The 16,612-nt window shown below is 61.9% G+C and carries 15 protein-coding genes; 2 read left to right on the top strand and 13 right to left on the bottom strand.

Annotation, left to right across the window (positions count from 1 at the left end; genetic code table 11):
• Nucleotides 1-135: 135 nt before the first annotated feature.
• The 4 genes from BAC01S_RS04410 to BAC01S_RS04395 all read right to left on the bottom strand — a co-directional run bounded on the left by BAC01S_RS04410 (nt 136) and on the right by BAC01S_RS04395 (nt 2,838).
• Entirely contained in the window at nt 136-972 is an 837-nt protein-coding gene (locus tag BAC01S_RS04410) for a replication initiator protein A (protein ID WP_043201200.1), read from the bottom strand.
• Between the two features lie 26 nt (nt 973-998).
• Nucleotides 999-1,280, bottom strand: a complete 282-nt coding sequence (locus BAC01S_RS04405) for a helix-turn-helix transcriptional regulator (RefSeq protein WP_027793670.1) — start codon at nt 1,278-1,280, stop codon at nt 999-1,001.
• Nucleotides 1,281-1,405: 125 nt separating this feature from the next.
• The gene (locus BAC01S_RS04400; protein WP_027793669.1) at nt 1,406-2,161 is read right to left on the bottom strand and encodes a DUF2285 domain-containing protein; all 756 of its coding nucleotides are present in this window, start codon (nt 2,159-2,161) and stop codon (nt 1,406-1,408) included.
• Between the two features lie 326 nt (nt 2,162-2,487).
• Nucleotides 2,488-2,838, bottom strand: coding sequence for a DUF2958 domain-containing protein (locus BAC01S_RS04395; RefSeq protein WP_027793668.1), 351 nt, complete (start codon nt 2,836-2,838; stop codon nt 2,488-2,490).
• Between the two features lie 318 nt (nt 2,839-3,156).
• Here BAC01S_RS04395 and BAC01S_RS04390 point away from each other — a divergent pair, with 318 nt between their 5' ends.
• The gene (locus tag BAC01S_RS04390; protein WP_084168178.1) at nt 3,157-3,450 is read left to right on the top strand and encodes a helix-turn-helix domain-containing protein; all 294 of its coding nucleotides are present in this window, start codon (nt 3,157-3,159) and stop codon (nt 3,448-3,450) included.
• A 69-nt stretch (nt 3,451-3,519) separates the two neighbouring features.
• Here BAC01S_RS04390 and BAC01S_RS04385 read toward each other — a convergent pair whose 3' ends face one another.
• Nucleotides 3,520-3,837, bottom strand: a complete 318-nt coding sequence (locus BAC01S_RS04385; protein ID WP_027793666.1) for a DUF736 domain-containing protein — start codon at nt 3,835-3,837, stop codon at nt 3,520-3,522.
• A 189-nt stretch (nt 3,838-4,026) separates the two neighbouring features.
• On the opposite strand from BAC01S_RS04385, the gene BAC01S_RS04380 reads away from it, so the two are divergent.
• Nucleotides 4,027-4,362: a hypothetical protein gene (locus BAC01S_RS04380; RefSeq protein ID WP_027793665.1), complete on the top strand. Its 336-nt coding sequence runs from the start codon at nt 4,027-4,029 to the stop codon at nt 4,360-4,362.
• 67 nt (nt 4,363-4,429) lie between these two features.
• Here the strand turns inward: BAC01S_RS04380 and BAC01S_RS34390 are convergent, their stop codons facing one another.
• The 8 genes from BAC01S_RS34390 to BAC01S_RS04355 form a co-directional block, all read right to left on the bottom strand.
• Nucleotides 4,430-5,413, bottom strand: a complete 984-nt coding sequence (locus BAC01S_RS34390; RefSeq protein WP_156954300.1) for a hypothetical protein — start codon at nt 5,411-5,413, stop codon at nt 4,430-4,432.
• Nucleotides 5,410-5,793 (bottom strand): hypothetical protein, encoded by a 384-nt coding sequence (locus tag BAC01S_RS34385; protein WP_156954299.1) that lies wholly within the window; start codon nt 5,791-5,793, stop codon nt 5,410-5,412. The genes BAC01S_RS34390 and BAC01S_RS34385 overlap by 4 nt, the downstream gene beginning before the upstream one ends.
• Entirely contained in the window at nt 5,793-6,131 is a 339-nt protein-coding gene (locus tag BAC01S_RS34380; protein ID WP_156954298.1) for a hypothetical protein, read from the bottom strand. Before BAC01S_RS34380 ends, BAC01S_RS34385 begins: the two co-directional genes overlap by 1 nt.
• A 407-nt stretch (nt 6,132-6,538) precedes the next feature.
• Complete coding sequence (locus tag BAC01S_RS04375; RefSeq protein ID WP_027793664.1) at nt 6,539-8,584, bottom strand: ParB/RepB/Spo0J family partition protein; 2,046 nt, start codon at nt 8,582-8,584, stop codon at nt 6,539-6,541.
• 78 nt (nt 8,585-8,662) lie between these two features.
• On the bottom strand, nt 8,663-9,487 hold the full coding sequence (locus BAC01S_RS04370; protein WP_027793663.1) for a DUF932 domain-containing protein: 825 nt from the start codon (nt 9,485-9,487) through the stop codon (nt 8,663-8,665).
• Between the two features lie 566 nt (nt 9,488-10,053).
• Entirely contained in the window at nt 10,054-10,401 is a 348-nt protein-coding gene (locus BAC01S_RS04365) for a DUF2958 domain-containing protein (protein WP_027793662.1), read from the bottom strand.
• A 414-nt stretch (nt 10,402-10,815) separates the two neighbouring features.
• Complete coding sequence (locus BAC01S_RS04360) at nt 10,816-13,341, bottom strand: AAA family ATPase (protein WP_027793661.1); 2,526 nt, start codon at nt 13,339-13,341, stop codon at nt 10,816-10,818.
• A gap of 115 nt (nt 13,342-13,456) precedes the next feature.
• On the bottom strand, nt 13,457-16,600 hold the full coding sequence (locus BAC01S_RS04355) for a sacsin N-terminal ATP-binding-like domain-containing protein (RefSeq protein WP_027793660.1): 3,144 nt from the start codon (nt 16,598-16,600) through the stop codon (nt 13,457-13,459).
• Nucleotides 16,601-16,612 lie beyond the last annotated feature (12 nt).

Genomic DNA, 16,612 nt, shown 5'->3' with positions numbered 1-16,612 from the left:
TAGAGGACGCCGAAACCAGCGCCGTTATTGGCTTTGCGGCGTTTTCGTACTCCTGATAGCACGATAGGCGTACTCCTGATAGCACGATACCCGCTACTCCCGATAGCACGAGGCCGTCCACACGTTGTCCCCGAGTTATCCCCGTGCCGTGGCCGGCACGGGCCGGAAGGTCAGCAGTTCCGTTCCGTCGTCCGGCATCCGCTCGATGCCCAGGACGTAGCCCGGCAGCGACTGCCGCGCCGCCAGGGCGCGCAGGTCGTAGGCGAAGTCCGAGAAGCGAGCGGCGCTGCCAGACTTGCGATGCAGGTGCCGGAAATCGAATTGCCAGCCATGCTCCTGCCGTCCGGCGTGCTTGCGCACCAACCGATACAGCCACCGCTCGATGCCGCCCGTCAGCCGGAAATACGCCGGGTCGATGGTCAGCACCAGGGCGGCGTCGAGCACGCCGGCATAGAACCAGTCCGGCAGGATCAGCTCGATGCCCAGTGGCGTGCCGCGGGCGTCGGCCAGCTCCTTCCACTCGTTGATCCACGAGAAGCGATGCAACCGCCGCCCGGTTGTCTCGCGGATGGACGTTGCCACGCTGGTCGATTGCAACCTGTCGAGCGCGGCTTTCAGGCGCAGATAGTCGTTGAGCGACGTACCGCGCCCGATGAAGCGCAGGATCTCGTAGGGCGTCACATGTATCCAGCGCGACGGGCGCAAGCCCGCGTCGCGCGCCTCCACGATCTGCGAGGCCGCCCAGATCAGCACGTCCGCATCCCAGATCGTGGCTATCCCGTGCTCCTGCGTGCCCTCCACGCGGATCGTGACGTTGCCGCTCTTGAAGTCGATCGGCGCGATGCGCCGCGACTTTGCCAACGAGAAGAATGGAAAGGCCATCAAGTCCTGGCTGTCGCGCGGCACCATGCCGTCGCCCGGTAGCGCGCGGAACAGGTCGAGCTGTTCCCGCTTCCCCGATGGGCTTGACATGGCGACGGCCACCGGCGAGCCACCGATTAGCGCGCACGGCTGTCGGCTGAATGGTATTCGGCGTACTCGGGATCGGACGTGGTTTCGTAGCTGCGCTGGTCGGCCCAGGCGTCGAGGTCGGCCATCGCGTACATGACGCGGCGGCCGAACTTGCGAAACTTCGGCCCGTTGCCGATCACGCGCTGCTTTTCGAGCGTGCGCGGCGACAGCCGCAGGTACTCGGCGGCTTCGTCATTGGTAAGGTAGCGTTGCGGTTGGGGTGTCGTGGCGACGGCAGCGGCGGCAGGCCGCAAGGGAGCGGGACGCATGGGGTGAACCTCCATCGGTCGGGAACGCCCGGCCACACAACGCGACCGGATGGAGACAGTCTTGGGAAAGCCATGCGTTGCGCAGAGGGTCGTTTTGCTACGCAGGCAAAACGACCCTCCCCAGGTCAATCGAGTTGTGCAAGGCGGCGATAGTCGCCGCGCATCAGCGATTGACCGCGCCGAACGAGGCGGCGCACGCGCGAGCGCAGGCCGCCGTCGGCGTACCAGCCTGCGGCCACGGCCTCGTCGCCAAACAGGCCAATGGCGATCTCGCGCAAGGACGCGCCCGCGAGGATCGCATCGAGCGCCTGCAAGGTGTGCAGCTCCAGCAGCGCGGTCGGCGTGGATCGGGAACCCACCGCCGCCGCAGGCGTGGTTCCATCTGCTGCCGCCAGCTTGTCCATCTCGGCCGCGACCGTGCGGTAGATCGCGCAAGGCGCGGCGCAAGCGCGGACAGCGTAGAGGAAGGCCATGCCATCGGCCAGCCCCGGCGCGAGTGCGAGCCGCACGCAGCAGCCCGGCCAACAAGCGGTCAGCACGAGGCGCTTGCCATCGTGAATCAGGTGCTTGTTTCCGGGGATGCGCCAGAACTCGAACACCGCCGCATCCGGCTGCGGGTCAGCGTCCGGGTAGAACTGGAGCATGGCGTCGTGGTCGGGAAACCAGACCGGATGCGCGTCGCGCGCATCCAATGCCGGGTCTTCCAGCAGGCGCAAGCCCCACGCCTGCGCGGCTTCCGGCTGGCGACGACGGTGCAGCCAGTCGCGCCGGTAGTCGGGATGCCGGCGCAGGTATTCCCATGCCAGTGCGGGACCGTCCAGATGCAGCACGTACAGATACGCGGCGGTCGGATACCAGGCATCGGTGCTTCGATCAGCCATGACGTTACCTCCTGTCGAGCAGGTACGTCGCCACGGGCGTCGAACATGGGAGCTACGGCGTCAACAACGTCAAAGCGCCATCCATCAGGCGTAAACTCAAGCTGTAACGAGGGGTGTCAAGACCGATTGGCTCCGCAGCCTTGCACGAAACGTCCGGGTGCGGCGGCTACGCCGCACGCAAATGGCGCACAGCATCGACCACCCTGCCGCAAATCGCGCTGTGCATCCTGTCTCTTTCGGTCAGGGTCGCATTCGGCTGGCGCAAGAGCGCCCATCCAGACCGTAGCTGTCTGGAACCAGACCGAAAAAGACACAATACGCCCCAGCTAGTCGGGAATGGAGCCGTCTCGCTGCGCGAGCCGGACGTATTCCGATAGCGGCCGTGCCGCGCGGAAATACACGTCGCGCAGCACGGGGCGCTGCTGCGGCCCGACGATGCCGGCCAGGTCGGACAGCTTGACCGTCCCCAGCGCCGGCATCCCGATACCGAGGTCGATCAGTCCCCACGCGGTATTGCCATCGGCGGGATCGAGCGCAGCGAGCAGCCAGATGGCGTGCGCGTCGGGGGTGAACAGCCGCACCACGGGCAGCGGGTCGATGTGCTGGCCGGCGGCGCGTGCTGCGCCGTTGGCAAGCAGTTGCGTGCGTTCGTCGGCGGTGGTCAACGGCAGCGTCATGGTCGGGAACCGCACAAAGCCGAGGATGTACGAATCCGCTTTTGCAGCGAAGCACGAAGCGGCAAAACCGGATTCGTGCTTTCGTGCGCAAGCACGGATGCACAAGCCATCGAATCCGTACAGGCACGGAAACACGGAAGCGAAATCGTGTATGTCTGGAAAGGCACGGATGCGGTTCTCCGATTCTGTCGGAATCCGCCGATGCGGATTTCCGTAAAAGCACGAATACGGAAATCAACATCGCCAAATGAACACTATAGATTGTAGCCCTATAGAGCGCAATCGGCTGTCATCTTGGTTTTTGAGGGGAAACCATAGGTGGCGGCAAAGCACTCGTTAGCGACGGCGATACGGACGGTCAGGAAAGCGCGTGGCTTGAGCCAGGAAGCGTTCTCCGACGTGTCCAGCCGCACCTACATGAGTTCGCTGGAACGCGCCCAGAAGAACCCGACCCTGCACAAGCTGACCGAGCTGTGCGAGGTCATGGAAGTGCATCCGTTGACGTTGCTGACGCTGGCCTACGCCGGCGACAGCTCGCGCAAGGCCGAGCAGCTTATGGCGCGCGTGCGCCAGGAGCTTGAGGCCATCTTGAAGGAACGCGACGCGCCGTAGGCGTGTGCGTGACGTGCTGCGCCAGCAGCACGACGCCCCGCCGCAATGGGCGGGGCGCGTGAGCGGCGGTCAGTCCGCCGCCTGCGGCTTGCTGCGCGACCAGATCAGGTCGTGCGTGCCGCCTTCGTTCTCGATCAGGCGGGCATAGACCGTTGCCGGGAACGAAGGATCGTCGAGGGTCACGGACACGTAAGGCCGTTCGGCCTTGCTGACTTTCTTCCACGCCGCGCCGATGTCGTGGCTCGCCGCCTGCACGCGGAAGTCGGGGGCGTTCTCGTTGTCGCCCTTGTCGTTGGGAACCAGCTTGACCTTGACGTTGAGCGTCAGGGTGCGGAGCGTGCCGGTGAAGCCGTCTTTTTCTACGGTGAAGTTGCCGATGTTAGCCATGATGTTTCTCCTTTCGGGTTGAACAAGGTCGCGCCATTGCGTCCTTGTTGTGAACCGGCCGGCGGGGGATGGGTGGGCTGCATCGCACAGCGGGCGCAACAGCGTGGAGCACCTGGAAGCGGAAACAATTTGTCCCGCGAGGAAGCCGCGCAGCGGCGGGGAAATTGTTTTCGCTGGAAGGTTGCAGCCATGAAGCCCAAGGCGCAGCCGTGCTCTCGCCAGGATTCACGACAAGCCAAGGACGCAGTGGCCGCCCGCTCCCGAAAGGAGATATGGCTGACCTCGGTATCCGCGCATGACGGTTGCACCGGCTTGTACCCTGACGCGGGCAAGGCCAACACCAACGACAAAGACGAGAATGCCCCTGCCGCCGCAGGCGGCCTCGTGCGTGAGGCGTGGCGTGGAAGCTCCATAGGCAAGGCCGAACGGCGTGTCGGTGAACCGTCCTTCGTGATGGACAGGCGAACCGCCAGCGTCGAGGACGGCACGCTTTCGCACAACCTGTCGCAGCAAGCCGGAGCGTAGCCCCCCCAGCACCTCTCCATTGCGGAAAGGCGCAATCAACACCTTGGCCTATGTCGTCAGGCGCCGATTACAGCAGATGATCTTCAACAGGATTTTGTGTCGAAACAATATGGAACCCCCACGAATGAAGACCCAAATTAAATCGACCATCAAGCCCGAACTCGATGCAATCCCCAAAATCAGCTGCACTGGAAATCGGCAGCCCTAAAGAAGTGGATTTAATAAAATCAAAATCACACAAATCCCCTGAAATATTCTTAATGCAGCGAGGCTCCCCCGCAGGATCAGCCTCCACGCTGATTCCAGAACCAAACTCAACCTTATCTCCACCAAACCTGCAAAAAATACCTTCGGAAAGACAAATAATAGCCGCGCCCTCACTTGTGAAAATCAAGCCCTCGATCACATGCCCCGCAAGGGATGAGTACATCTCAGAAAAGCTGGAAATCCACCCATTGGGATACGAATAAAATCTCCCTCCTTTTGCAACCTCCTCATGCCCCTCAAAATCGGAGACGAGTGAATAAATTAAATCAAAGAATCCGGGGGCGCTCATCATGTCGGCATGACTTATACGAACACGCTTTTGCAGTGCCTTCATGACTCTCTCAAGCATAGCCAGCACAGCCTCAGGCGCGTAGGAAATGCTCTTCCCCTTAAGTGGCGGTATAAGCCCCAAGTTATGGGACGTTGCCCAAGCCTCGCACCCTCCGGTAAATCCCTTCGATGAAATCACCAATCCAAGATATAGCGTTCCATTTGAATATCCATTCAACGTCCTTACGACAGCGGCCCACTCTTGCACATGGGCTGGCTCGGCCCGTTTAGAAAAATCTTTACAGCTTATAAGCAGCGTCACCTTAGGGGAGTCCAGGAGATCCACCACAAGAACATCTACCTCTTTCGCCGGCGGGCCTTTGAAAGATGCAACTTCTGGGTACAGGGCATTCTCAATCCGAATCACCTTGTTATGTTCCATACATGCAGATGACCCAAGAATGCGCCGCACTACTTCAAAACATTCTTTTTCAAAATCGTTCTTAAAATTCATCTAAACACCTTCTCTCCAGATGCAAGCACCATTCCAGGACTTAGTTTTTCTGCTCTAATTTTTTTAAGAATATCGCCATCTCGAACAATAAAAACAGCGTCCGATGTAATGGACATAACCCTGGCCCCAATCTGCCTTCTTAGAACTTTTGTTGAAAATCTAGGCCGCGATATTTGCGTAACCTTTTGAGATAAAAATTCCCCAGTTTCAATTGGCGTGAGCTGATAAATATCTAGATCGCCGACATAAACAACAAGGCCTACAGCATCATCAGCCAAAACCCTAGATTCATCGTTGCGAAGCTCTTCAATGATCTGATCTACAGCAATTAAATCTCCGTCCTTGTTCACAAGGATAATTTGCTGCGATGGAATGGCCATCACTCTTCCCCTTCAGAGGACGCCATTTTTTTCACATTTTCCAGCATAGCCTCTCGCTCCTCAGGGGAAAGCTCGGTTGGATGCGGCTTTGAACTACCTTGAACAGGTATCAACATCGACTCTCCCCCTGGATTTTTACCAACGATGTACCCAGGATCGCCTTCAATCACCAGCATTTTGATTGTTGCCTCACAGCGGGCGCACACCACATACTCATCCTCAAAAGGAGGCATGATCGTGACAATGCCACCACAATTACACTCAAGCTGGAATGGCTTTCCAGTTTCGAGTGCGGCTCCCGCAACGAACGTATAAAGGTCGAATTTCTTTTTTGACACCGCCCGCTCCCTTTGATGTTATGAATCCATTTCCTGTAAAAGTTAATGGCACGAATATTTTCCACACATTTTCCCACATGAAATCAACGCCACATAGGGCCGCAAAGAATTAAGAAGAGTGTAGATTGGGCGACCAACTACATGCCACTTTTCTGTCAACGACGCGCATGTTCATGGCTCTTCGATTATCCGTGCAGCGCACAACCACGAAACCTTGCCCGCGCCAGCGGGCAAGGTTTCGCTGTGCCGCGCGCAAGCAGCTTGCGCGCCCGCCACGTCGCTGCCTGATCGAAGGCGGCGACGTGGCGTTTTTCTGTGGACGTTGAAACCGGGCGCGGCAAACCTGCCGCGCCCGGTCTTGAATGAAAGAAAGCCCCGGTGCTATGCACCGGAGCGATGAGACTACCTCACGCGACCAGCGCGTGCGCTTCCACTTCGTCGGCAGCATCTTCCGGCGTGTCCGCTTCGTCCGCAGCCGGTGCGCCTTCCGGCTCGGTGTCGTGGTCGACGTGGAACACGGCAGGCATCCAGCCGGTGCCGCCCGCCAGCCGTTCGGCTTCGCTGGCAATGTCGCCCTTCTTCAACTTCGACAGGCGGGTGACGTGCGCCGGGGCGTACTGGCTGACGGCTTCCAGAATCGCGGGCTTGGCGATGTGGCGGAAATAGCCTTCGGCGGTCGGCTTCCACCATCCGGCCATGTTCAGCCCCACGGCCTGAGCCAGTTCCGCGCCAGGTTGGTGCTGCGAAGCGCGAGGCGTTACCACGTCCACCGTGGAGGCTACGCACACGGCCAGCAGGCGCACCAGTTCGTCTTGCGACTTGTCCAGCAGCGCGGCGAACAGTTCGGCGCTGTCCCGCGGCAACGCCTCGCCTGCGACTTCCTGCAACGTGCGCAGCGCCACGGCAGCGGGCGATTCCGGCACGTCCGGGGCGAAGCCTTCCAGCCGGTCTTGCACTTTCAGGGTCACGCCGAGCGGCAAGCCGTCGCGGTCGTATCCATCCTGCAAGACCGCCTGCACCATGCCATGCACCAGCGCGGCCAGTGCGATGTGCGGATGCCGCGCCACTTCGATTTGCAGCGCCACCGTGCGGTGGGCGCTCAACCGCTGCGCCAGCCGGTCGGACAGACTCGCGGCCTTGGACGCTTCGTCGGCATCGTCGCCCTCCCCTTCGTTCGCGCCCTCACCTGCACTGAAACCCTGCCGCAGCTTTGCCAGCGTCCGCAACGCCTTTGCCTCGGCTTCGCGCAACAGGCCGCGATGAATCACGGCCTCGCCGTTGCCGTCGAGCGTGACGATGACACCGGCCACGGCGCGCACATCCGGGGTGTAGTCGCGCAAACCTTCCTCGATGGCTTGCAGTTCCCCGGCTACTTGGTCGCGCCGTTCTTCCAGCGTTGCCGCCTTGTCCTCGTCCTCGGTGTCGCAGGCATCCTCCAGTTCCGCGTCGATTTTCTCGATGCGGTTTTCCAGTGAAGCGATGCGGCGGGCTTCGCGGGCGGTCGGTTCGCGGCGCTGGCGCGTCGCGTTCTGGAACGTCTGCCGGTCGGCATGGCTCATGTGCGGCACGGCTTCCACCCACGCCCAACCCTCGGCGCGCACGTCCTCGACCTGCGCGTCCAGCTTGTCGCGCACCAGCGTTTCCAGCAGCGCGGCGTCGGTCAGATACACGCCCGCATCGCCTTCCGCGAACAGATCGCGACGGATGCCGCCACCCGATGCCGTGTAAGCGGTCAGCCCGACGAAGCGCACCAGCGGATGCGCGGCGGTGATTTCGCGTTCGGTCAGTCGATCGCGCAACGCGGACGGGCTGCGCTGCCATTCTGGCGCAGCGTAGAACGCGGCTTCCTGTGCAGCGTGGTCATCGGTGATGGTCAAGGCCATCAACTGTTCCAGCGTCACGCTACTGGCGCGGTAATCCGTCATCAGGCGCGGCGACACGTTCGCCAGCTTCAAGCGGCGCTGCACCACCAGCGGGGACACGCCGAAGTCGGCGGCAATGTCCTCGATGGGTCGGCCTTCCTTGACCAGCGCGGCGAAGGCTGCGAACTGGTCGGCGGGGTGCATGGCCTCGCGCTGCACGTTCTCGGCAAGGCTCACGGTACGGGCGGACGCATCGGCCACCAGCAGGCACGGCACTTCGTAATCGGCGGCGATGCGCTTCTTCTTCGCCAGCAGCTTCAACGCGGTCAGGCGGCGGTCGCCGGCCACCACTTCGTATTGCTCGCCATCGGCGGACAGAATGACGATAAGGTTTTGCAGCAGGCCGACGCGGGCGATGCTCGCGGCCAGTTCGGGGATGGACTGGCGCGGGGTCGTGCGGACGTTGCGCTTGGAACGGCGCGGCAACAACTCCGACAGCGGAACCAGAATCAGATTCTTGGTCGGGTCGGCTGCTTCCAGCGGCGCGGCGGTTTCGATGATGGCGGTTTCGGTTTTCAGAACGGCGTTCATTGTGATAACTCCTAGCGGTTGGGGTGCAGCAGCGAGAGAAGCGGCAAGGGCTGCTGCCTGCCCCTGCCGCTGTAGGGTTCAGGCTTTCAACTGGCGCAGGCCATCGGCCAGCAGCCACAAGGCACGATTCAGGCGGATACCGTTATCGATGCCCTGCACCGGGCGCGTGGTCAGGCGGCGACCGTTCGCGGCGCGGGCGGACAGGCCGCCTTTGATGAGGTTTTCCTGCGTGCGGTTGAACACGCTCCACAGATCACGGCGGCTGTCGTCGTGGCGGCGCGGCAGCAGGATTTGCGATTCCGTGATGGGCGCGGGCGTGGCCTCGTCGTACTTCAACGCCAGCGCGGCACGGGCGAACACTTCCGATTCCCCGGCATCCAGCGTGATTGCCTGCATGGCATCGCGGGATTCCTGCGCCCGGTCAAAGCCGTGCAGGACTTCGTAAGCGCCTTCGATGACGTGCCCGGCTACGTCGCCCTTGTGGGGAACGCGCACGTCCGCCACGGTGTCGCCGCAGACAAGGCCATTGCTGCAAACGAAGCGGAACATCCCGGCCAGCATCTGATAGCTGCTGGTTCCGTCATGGGAGTTCAGCAGGATGATTTCGTTGGCCTCGCGGCCGTTGATCTGGCTGGCGTGGCGCAGGCGGATCATGTGCTTGGTGTAGTCGCGGCGGTCGTCGTGGCGCACGCGGGTCTGCGTCACCATGAAAGGCTCGAAACCTTCCCCGCGCAGTTCTTGCAGCACGGTGGCGGTGGGGATGTAGCTGTACCGTTCCGAACGGCTTTCGTGCGGGGCATCGGCGAAGATGGAAGGCGCAACGGCGCGAATCTGGTCATCCGACAAGGGATAGTCGGAACGCAGCACCGGCGAACGGGAAGCGAACCGGGAAGCGAGTTGCATGGCATTTCTCCTGACAAAGAAAGGGTTTGCTGTTCACCGCAACCGGATTCCAAGATTCGGAGCCCGCCTTTCGGCTGTCCGGTGCGGTCGGCACGAAAAACCCGGTTGGCCTCGTTGCCACCGTCTTTCCTGAGTTCATCGCCCGCGACGATCAGGAGCACGCGGACGGGGGCCGTCAAGGAGAAAAGCGCAGGGTTGGTGCGGCCCGCAGGCGCAGCCGAGGACACGGCCCTGCGCGCCTTGACGGCACACGGCCGCGGGCTACAGTCGCGGACAAGGGGATGAAGTCAGGGAAGACGGCTGGACAAGGCAACGGCCATCCCTGTGTGCCGACCGCACGCAAGCGAAGCGCGCAGGCCCGGATCGCGGAGCCGGGCCAAAGGCCGCGCCGGCGCAGCCGGGGCGGCGGACTTGCAGGGGCGCCAAGCACAGCGCGGCGGGGATAGCCCGCAGGGCTTTCACCTGGAGTGCAAGCGGTAGCGCACAGCGCAGAAGGCGCGAAGGCATCGGCAGTGGACGCAGCAGAAAAAAAGCGCGTCGCCCCGAAGGACGACGCGCTTGCGAGGTCACACGACGATCCGCCCGGCGTACCATGCTTCGCGCGCGTAGGCGCTCAGGCGCTTCTCTGCGCGAAAGTGCAAATCGCGCTCGATCGGCAGACCGAGCTTTCCCCGGACGGTCGCCAACTCCTGCAAGCTGATCCAGCCGAGTTCGGGCATCCCCATGCCCAAGTCGCACAGACCAAAGGCGTGGTCATGATCGTCCGGGTCGATCTCGGTCAGCAGCCAGGTCGCGCCGGCGTCCGGCGTGAACAGCTTGACCACGGGTGCCGGATCGAAGTCCGGGTTCTGAAGTGATTCGCGGCCGTTGGCCAGCAGCAGGAAGCGGTGTTCATCGGTGATGAGTGCGCTCATGGCGATCTCCGGTTGCACGGGCGGAATTGCCCGGAACCGTCGCCAGCACGGCGTAGCGCAGCAGTCAGGGGGCAAAGCCGGCCGCCAGGACGCCAGCGCGCATGGCGCGCGCAGCCCTTGACGGCGAGAACGCCGTGATACGGTGAAGGGAACAGCAAGACCGCCCCACTACCCTGCTCCTCAGCAAGCGGAGCGCGCAGGCCCGCCAGGGCCGAAGGCGTCAGGGATCAAAGCCGGATGGCCGCGATTCGGCCCGAGGCGCGGGGCGTAGCCCGCGAGCCCGACGGCGGAACGCCGGGACGCACTGCCGATGCGACGGGGTCGAAGCGTAGGGAGTCATCTTCGAGGAACGCCTTAGGAGCCACAGGGCGGCCTTCCTAGGAGAGCGCGAGGTTCATCGCCGATTCTGGGCGGCTACTTCTTGCTCCGGCGGACGTTGATGCCCTTCACCCACGTCTCCAACGCCTCGATGTCCTTCTTCAACTCGTCGGGTGCAGGCACGGGTGCCCGCGCCGCCGCCGCGTGGTCGTGTCCAGTCAGCCATGCCGAGGACTTGGTCATCCCTTCCTTGACGGTCTTGCAGTCCTCGTCGGTGATGTCGGAGAGAGGGGCAAGCCGTTGGGTTTCGACGCTGGGTCTGAACCGCTCGACGATGCCGCCCAACAGAACCTCCTCTACCGCGCGCTCCCACGCCTCACGCAGGAGGCCGTAGAGCTCCTTGGCCTCCCGTTCGTAGGCGTCCTGTTCGCCGTCGCGGTGCTTCTTGTCTACGGCTTGCCACGCGTTCTTGAGAAACCCAATCTTGTCCTTCACGCGCATCGCAAGCCAAGGCAATTCCTCGCGGCACACGCCTGCGCCGTTGACCTGTCTGCGGACGTGCTGGTCGAGAGGCTGAACGTCCGTCTGCTCGGCAAATTGCTTGAGTGCCAGCAGGAAGACGACATCGTGCGTAAAGACGATGACCTGTCTCCGCTTTGATTCCTCCACCAGCCGCCGCGCGACGGCGCTCCGCCACTGGAAGTCGAGCGAGGACACGGGGTCGTCGAACACGATGCCGGAGGGGTCGTCGGCGGTGCTAAGTTCGGCGAAGAAAGCCGCTATGGAAATGCACCGCTGTTCCCCCTCGCTCACGACCTTGGGAACGTCGATGGTCGGGTTTCTGGTGAGGACGAGCTTGTGATAAAAGACGCCTTCCACGCCGCCTTGCTCTTTTAGCTCGACTTCGACGTGGTTGAATTCCAATGCCTTCAACTCATCCTTGAAGCTTTTCTTGAGGCTTTCTGACACGACCGCCTTCGTCACGGCGGAGCTTTTCTGCGTGATGGCGTTCGGCTTGGTCTCGTCGAGGCATTGGGCGTAGGCGGCGATTTTCTTCTTGTTCTCAATTTCATCAAGAAGCGTCTTCTCGTGCTTGCCGAGCAAGACCCGCGCGCGCAATTCCTGCGCCTCGTCGGTCATCTTTTTCTTGGCGTCGGCGGCTCCGGCCTCGCGCAGCGACTTGAGGCGGGCGTCGATTTCATCGCCGATGGATTTCGCTTGGATCGAAGATGCCGCGAGCGCTTGAAAGTCTTCGCCGAGGTCTTTGTTCTCGGCGAGCGCCGCAACGATAGCGGCGCGGCGCTTCTCGCTCTGGGATATGGCGGCGCTGATGGCTCCGGCCTTGGCCTCATGCTCCAGGTGCAGTTCCTTAAGGGTTTCTTCGACCGCATCCGTGGACGTCCTGAGATTGGCAAAGGCGTTGCGCCTGCGCGCGAATTCGTCGCGTATCTGCCGAAGCTCCTTCTCCGTCGTCGAGACAACGAATTCCTCGAAGTGCTTGAGCCGGTGGGCGGCGGCATGGTCGAGGTCTTGCTGGCAAAGGACGCATTTCGCGCCACCCTCCGTGACGGGAAAGCCTTGGCCCTGATACGCCTGTTGCTCCGAGAACAGCCGCGCCGCTTCCCACATGACCTTCCACTGCTCGCCGCCGGTTCCGGCAAGCAAACCTTGCGGAAACGTCGCTTCACGCAACCGCTTCGCCTCCTCGCTTTTGCGGCGTCCTTCCTTCCGCGTGTCGAACACGGCGGTCACTTCCGCGTCCGCCAGCGCCGTTTCCACCCCGCGCAGATGGTCGGCAAGCGCGCGGACGCGGTTCGCGCGGAGGGTCAGTTGCGCGACGAGCTTCTGCGGGTCGTTGGCTTGCAGGTCTTGGAGGGCCTTTTCCAAAAAGGCAAGCCGCTCCTGTTCCTCAGGCTTGAGGCGCGCAATGGTCTGCACGTCCTCCGGCTTGGTAAACAGGGTGATGCCGTTCACCAGCTTCGCCGCCGCCGTTCCCTGCGGAATCTGCGCGATGACGCCCGCGAGGGCATTGGTGTTCAACGCGCGTTGCTCGGTTTCCAGTTTTGCGCGAACGGCCTTGCAGGCGCGGACGAGCTTGTCGAAAAGGTCGAGGCCGAAGGGCAGAAAGGCCACGTCCGTCCGTTCATTCAAATAAACGGCGGCGCATTGCGTGTCGAAGATGCTGACGCGGGAGACGAACTCATCCACGTCGCCGCCTGTCCACTCGCGGGCGGTGGCATCGGTTCCGACCTTATATTTTATGGCGACAGTCGGTTTGGGCGGAGCCGCGCCGGTTATCACGACGTTGCCGAGAATCGTCTCCTGCCCGCGCGCGCGGCAGGCTTGCTTGAGGATGCGAATGTATCCGGTCTTTCCCGCACCATTATCGCCGTAGACGATGGTGAGGCCGGAAGCGAACTTGAGGGTCTGGTTCTCGGCAAGGGCGTTGACGCCCTTGTGATGGAAGATGGAGTCCAGCGAAACCGCCTGCGCCGCTCCACCGCGCTCCGGCACGTGTTCCTTGGCAAGCGGTTGCGCCGCAACCTTCTCCGTCAACCCATGTTCGCCCCTGCAAATCGCCGTCAGGGCGTCGATGTCCTCTGCGCCCAGATCGCCGTTCATGACAAGACGGCGGAGCGCGTCGCGTTGCCATGTCGGACGGTCTGCCGACCATGTTTGAATCTCTTGAAGGACGTTTGCCATTGTTCTTCTGTAGCTCCCGGAGTCTTGCCGTCCGCTATCGGACGCCCTGTGCCAACGCGCCGTTTACGGCGCCTTCGGGTGCGGGCGGAAGACTTTCTTCCGCTTCCAGCACGGCCTTGAGGTCTACGACGTGCGTCTTGCTGAAATACACAGTCACGTCCTTCTCTGCCAGAACCACGGGCAACTCGTTCCCCTCGATGGCCTGAAATTCGTCTCGCGTCGTCTCCTTCGAGCCGTTCACGAACCGATACATGGCGGAATGGTTCGGGCAAAGCGCCAGATAGTTCTGCGGGTGACGTTTGCGTAGCTCCGACAGGAATTCCACGACCTCGAAGTATTCGCGCCCGTCGTCGAGCTTGAAAGGCAAAGGCCCTTTGCATATCTGGCAGGTCATTTCGCCGTCGGCATTGCGGTAATGTTCGCGCAGATACGTGTCGGCCTGTTCCTTGACTTCCTCCCTGCCGATGGAAACCGATCGCTCGCGGACTTCGGATTCCTTGTCGGGAGCCTTCAATGCCTGTTCGCGCACGTTCTTCGAGCGCCGCTCGGGATTGGCGAGCGGGCGGTCGGGGATGGGAGCCTTATTGCTGGCGTCGAGCGCGGCAAGAATCCTCTCCTGCTCGGCCTCGGGCAATTCATTGAAGCGCTTGGCGCGTTCGGCGGCGGCGGCGTCGCTGAATCCGAGGCTCTTTGCGGCGGCTTCCTTTTGAAGCGCCTGGGCCGACGCGCGTATCGCCGTTTCGCCGAACTGAACGGCCTTGAGCCACGCATAGCCGGAATCGAAGGGGAACCCCTTCGGAAGCAACTCGCGCGAAGCGTCGGCTGGGCGAACAAAGACGCCGTCGCCCTGCGGAATCCAGCTTGCCGCGCTAAGCGCATGGACGATACGAGAGGCGGCGGTGCGGGCACCGTTCGACCTGTTCATCTGAAAGGTCGCTTGCAGATAGTTGGGATAGGACGGGAAGTTCGTCAGCGTCCGCCACACGAGACGCGAAAGCCCGAGCGATGGCGTCTTCAACAATTCGACGAGGTACGGAATGTAGTAATCCCGATTGATATACGTCGAGGCGCGGCTTCCGCCGACCATCAAGAGGTAATTCCATTCGGGATTCTTCTCGCAGGTGGTCTCGCTCATCCGCAAGCCGACCCTTGCGCCTGCGGCGCGCGCGAATTTCCCAAGCCGCTCCACTTCCACACCGCAGTTGCGGTAGCTACCGTGGAGGGCTTCCAGTCGCGCCTCCGGCGAAAGCGCCCCATAGTACGAGGACAGGTTGGTATCCGCATACGGCTGGTCGAGGTAGATGCCCTCGGGCCGATACCACTTCTCGTCCTCGCCTTGGAAGATGTAGAACGCGCCGAACAGCTTTGCCTTATCAGGTTGCTTCTCGACAAGCGCCACGAAGCGCTTGAGGTCTTCCGCGTAGGTGGCATCGTCCGGCAGTTCTGCTTCCTCGGTATAACGGGCCTTGAGGATGATTTCGACTTCCTCGGCCTCGCCGATTTCACGGACGCCGATGAGCGTCAGAAGATTCTTTGCGTTCTCCTGCTGGTTCTTGCTGGTGCCCGACGTGTAGACGGCCTTGTCGGCAACCGCGACACCCTTGCCGGTGCCGTCGCCGGAGAAAAAGGCACGGTCGCCCTTGCTAAGAGTGCCGTCCGCAAGACGCACGATGCGAAGAGACTTGAGCCTATGGGCTTCGTCTTTCGCCTCGGCGTGAAGCAAGGCGTAAAACTCCTGCATCCAGAGAGACGGCTTTCCCTGCAACCACGATAGGAACTCCTCGTCCGGCTCGGTACGGAAGAAGGCATCTTCGTTCGCCTTGTCGCAAAGGGCTTCAACGAATTCTTCGAGGCCCCACTCGCGGATGCCCAGCCCCGAGAGGAAATTGTCGATGCGGCTGTTTCTCTGCGTCGCGCCGACCGCCCAAAGCGGCGGATCGTCGTCGTAGTCCACAAGAAATTCGACGTCCTCTTCCGAGAGCAAGGACTTGAGGGAAGCTCTTGCCTGAATGAGACGGTTCGCGGGCGCGTGTCCGCGCGCGTGGGTCGGTGTCAGCGGATGCGCCTTCATTTCGTCCACGATGGCGGCGCGGATGCCCTGATAGCGCGGCGGAATCTGGTCTTGCGGATTCGGGAGCACCGAAAGGAAGTCCGGCGTCAGGAGGCCAAGCTCCTTGATACGGTGCAGGGATTGACCGGCAAGCGCGGCAAGTTGCTCGAAGAGCGGAAGGTTGGCTTTCGTCTCCTTGATACTGGCACGGCTCAACTCGGGCACAAAAGGCCCATGCAGATGAAAGCGCAAGCCGGATGATTCCTTCACCGCCGGAAAGAACACGGCGACGCTCCCCGGCTCGGCGGGAATAATCTTCACCTGTCCGGCAAGCGGCCTTCCCTGTTGGAAGCGCGGAACGCCAGGAAGGAAGTCCAAGGGAAAGGCGACGGCGACGCGCTGATTCTCAAGGCCGTGAACGGCCTCGTCGAACTTGAGGAAGTGCGAACTGGCGGCGGTCTTGCCGCCAAGCTCTTTCAGGACTTCAAAGTGAAAGTCCGAATGCTTGCAACGGCGTACCGCGCCCGTCGTCTCCGCGCCGATGCGCCACTTGACCGATTGGAGGCTGGACAGGAAGAGAAGAGTCTTCTCGTCCAGTTCCTTCAAACCGGCGGCGATTTCCGCATGGGCGTCAGCCTTCGGCTTCTTGGGATTGTCGAAGGGAAACTCGAACCGCGTCCGTTGAGCAAGCGACGCAGCGGGAGCAATCGGCTCGGGAAGAATCAACTGGACGATGCGGAAGGCGAAGTCGCCGGAGTAAATCGACGGGGCTGCCGTATAGACGAAGACGGACTTGAAGCCGACGCCGAACTTGCCGATTTTGTCCTGGGCTTGCGCCTTCGTGCTGTCGTGGAGGCCGGTAATCGACTTCACGTCCTCAAGCGTGAACACGCGCCCGTCATGCTCGCAGACGAGGCGGTCGGGCGTGAGCCTGAAGGACACTTCCGTAGCGCCTGCGTCCTCGGCGTTTTGCAGAAGCTCGTAGACGAAGTGCGCGCGGTCGGGATAGAAGTCCTCGAAGATATCGAGATTGATTTCCCCGCGATTGGCGTCGAGGCCGTCGATGAACTTACGGCGGCGCTCAATCAGTCGCTGGAAGTCTGCGCTGTGCTTTTGTCCACCCGTCATCGTGGGCCTCCC

Source organism: Paraburkholderia acidipaludis NBRC 101816 (assembly GCF_000684975.1).
Taxonomy (GTDB): Bacteria; Pseudomonadota; Gammaproteobacteria; order Burkholderiales; family Burkholderiaceae; genus Paraburkholderia; species Paraburkholderia acidipaludis.
The sequence above is the reverse complement of the archived record's forward strand: the minus strand, read 5'-3'. Positions and strand labels throughout refer to the sequence as shown.

What these genes read in the sequence shown, in the direction of transcription:
- BAC01S_RS04410 (WP_043201200.1), bottom strand. Translation starts at nt 972, where the DNA reads ATGTCAAGCCCATCGGGGAAGCGGGAACAGCTCGACCTGTTCCGCGCG.
- BAC01S_RS04360 (WP_027793661.1), bottom strand. Translation starts at nt 13,341, where the DNA reads ATGAACGGCGATCTGGGCGCAGAGGACATCGACGCCCTGACGGCGATT.
- BAC01S_RS04385 (WP_027793666.1), bottom strand. Translation starts at nt 3,837, where the DNA reads ATGGCTAACATCGGCAACTTCACCGTAGAAAAAGACGGCTTCACCGGC.
- BAC01S_RS04395 (WP_027793668.1), bottom strand. Translation starts at nt 2,838, where the DNA reads ATGACGCTGCCGTTGACCACCGCCGACGAACGCACGCAACTGCTTGCC.
- BAC01S_RS04375 (WP_027793664.1), bottom strand. Translation starts at nt 8,584, where the DNA reads ATGAACGCCGTTCTGAAAACCGAAACCGCCATCATCGAAACCGCCGCG.
- BAC01S_RS04400 (WP_027793669.1), bottom strand. Translation starts at nt 2,161, where the DNA reads ATGGCTGATCGAAGCACCGATGCCTGGTATCCGACCGCCGCGTATCTG.
- BAC01S_RS34390 (WP_156954300.1), bottom strand. Translation starts at nt 5,413, where the DNA reads ATGAATTTTAAGAACGATTTTGAAAAAGAATGTTTTGAAGTAGTGCGG.
- BAC01S_RS04405 (WP_027793670.1), bottom strand. Translation starts at nt 1,280, where the DNA reads ATGCGTCCCGCTCCCTTGCGGCCTGCCGCCGCTGCCGTCGCCACGACA.
- BAC01S_RS34385 (WP_156954299.1), bottom strand. Translation starts at nt 5,793, where the DNA reads ATGGCCATTCCATCGCAGCAAATTATCCTTGTGAACAAGGACGGAGAT.
- BAC01S_RS04380 (WP_027793665.1), top strand. Translation starts at nt 4,027, where the DNA reads ATGAAGCCCAAGGCGCAGCCGTGCTCTCGCCAGGATTCACGACAAGCC.
- BAC01S_RS04355 (WP_027793660.1), bottom strand. Translation starts at nt 16,600, where the DNA reads ATGACGGGTGGACAAAAGCACAGCGCAGACTTCCAGCGACTGATTGAG.
- BAC01S_RS04365 (WP_027793662.1), bottom strand. Translation starts at nt 10,401, where the DNA reads ATGAGCGCACTCATCACCGATGAACACCGCTTCCTGCTGCTGGCCAAC.
- BAC01S_RS04370 (WP_027793663.1), bottom strand. Translation starts at nt 9,487, where the DNA reads ATGCAACTCGCTTCCCGGTTCGCTTCCCGTTCGCCGGTGCTGCGTTCC.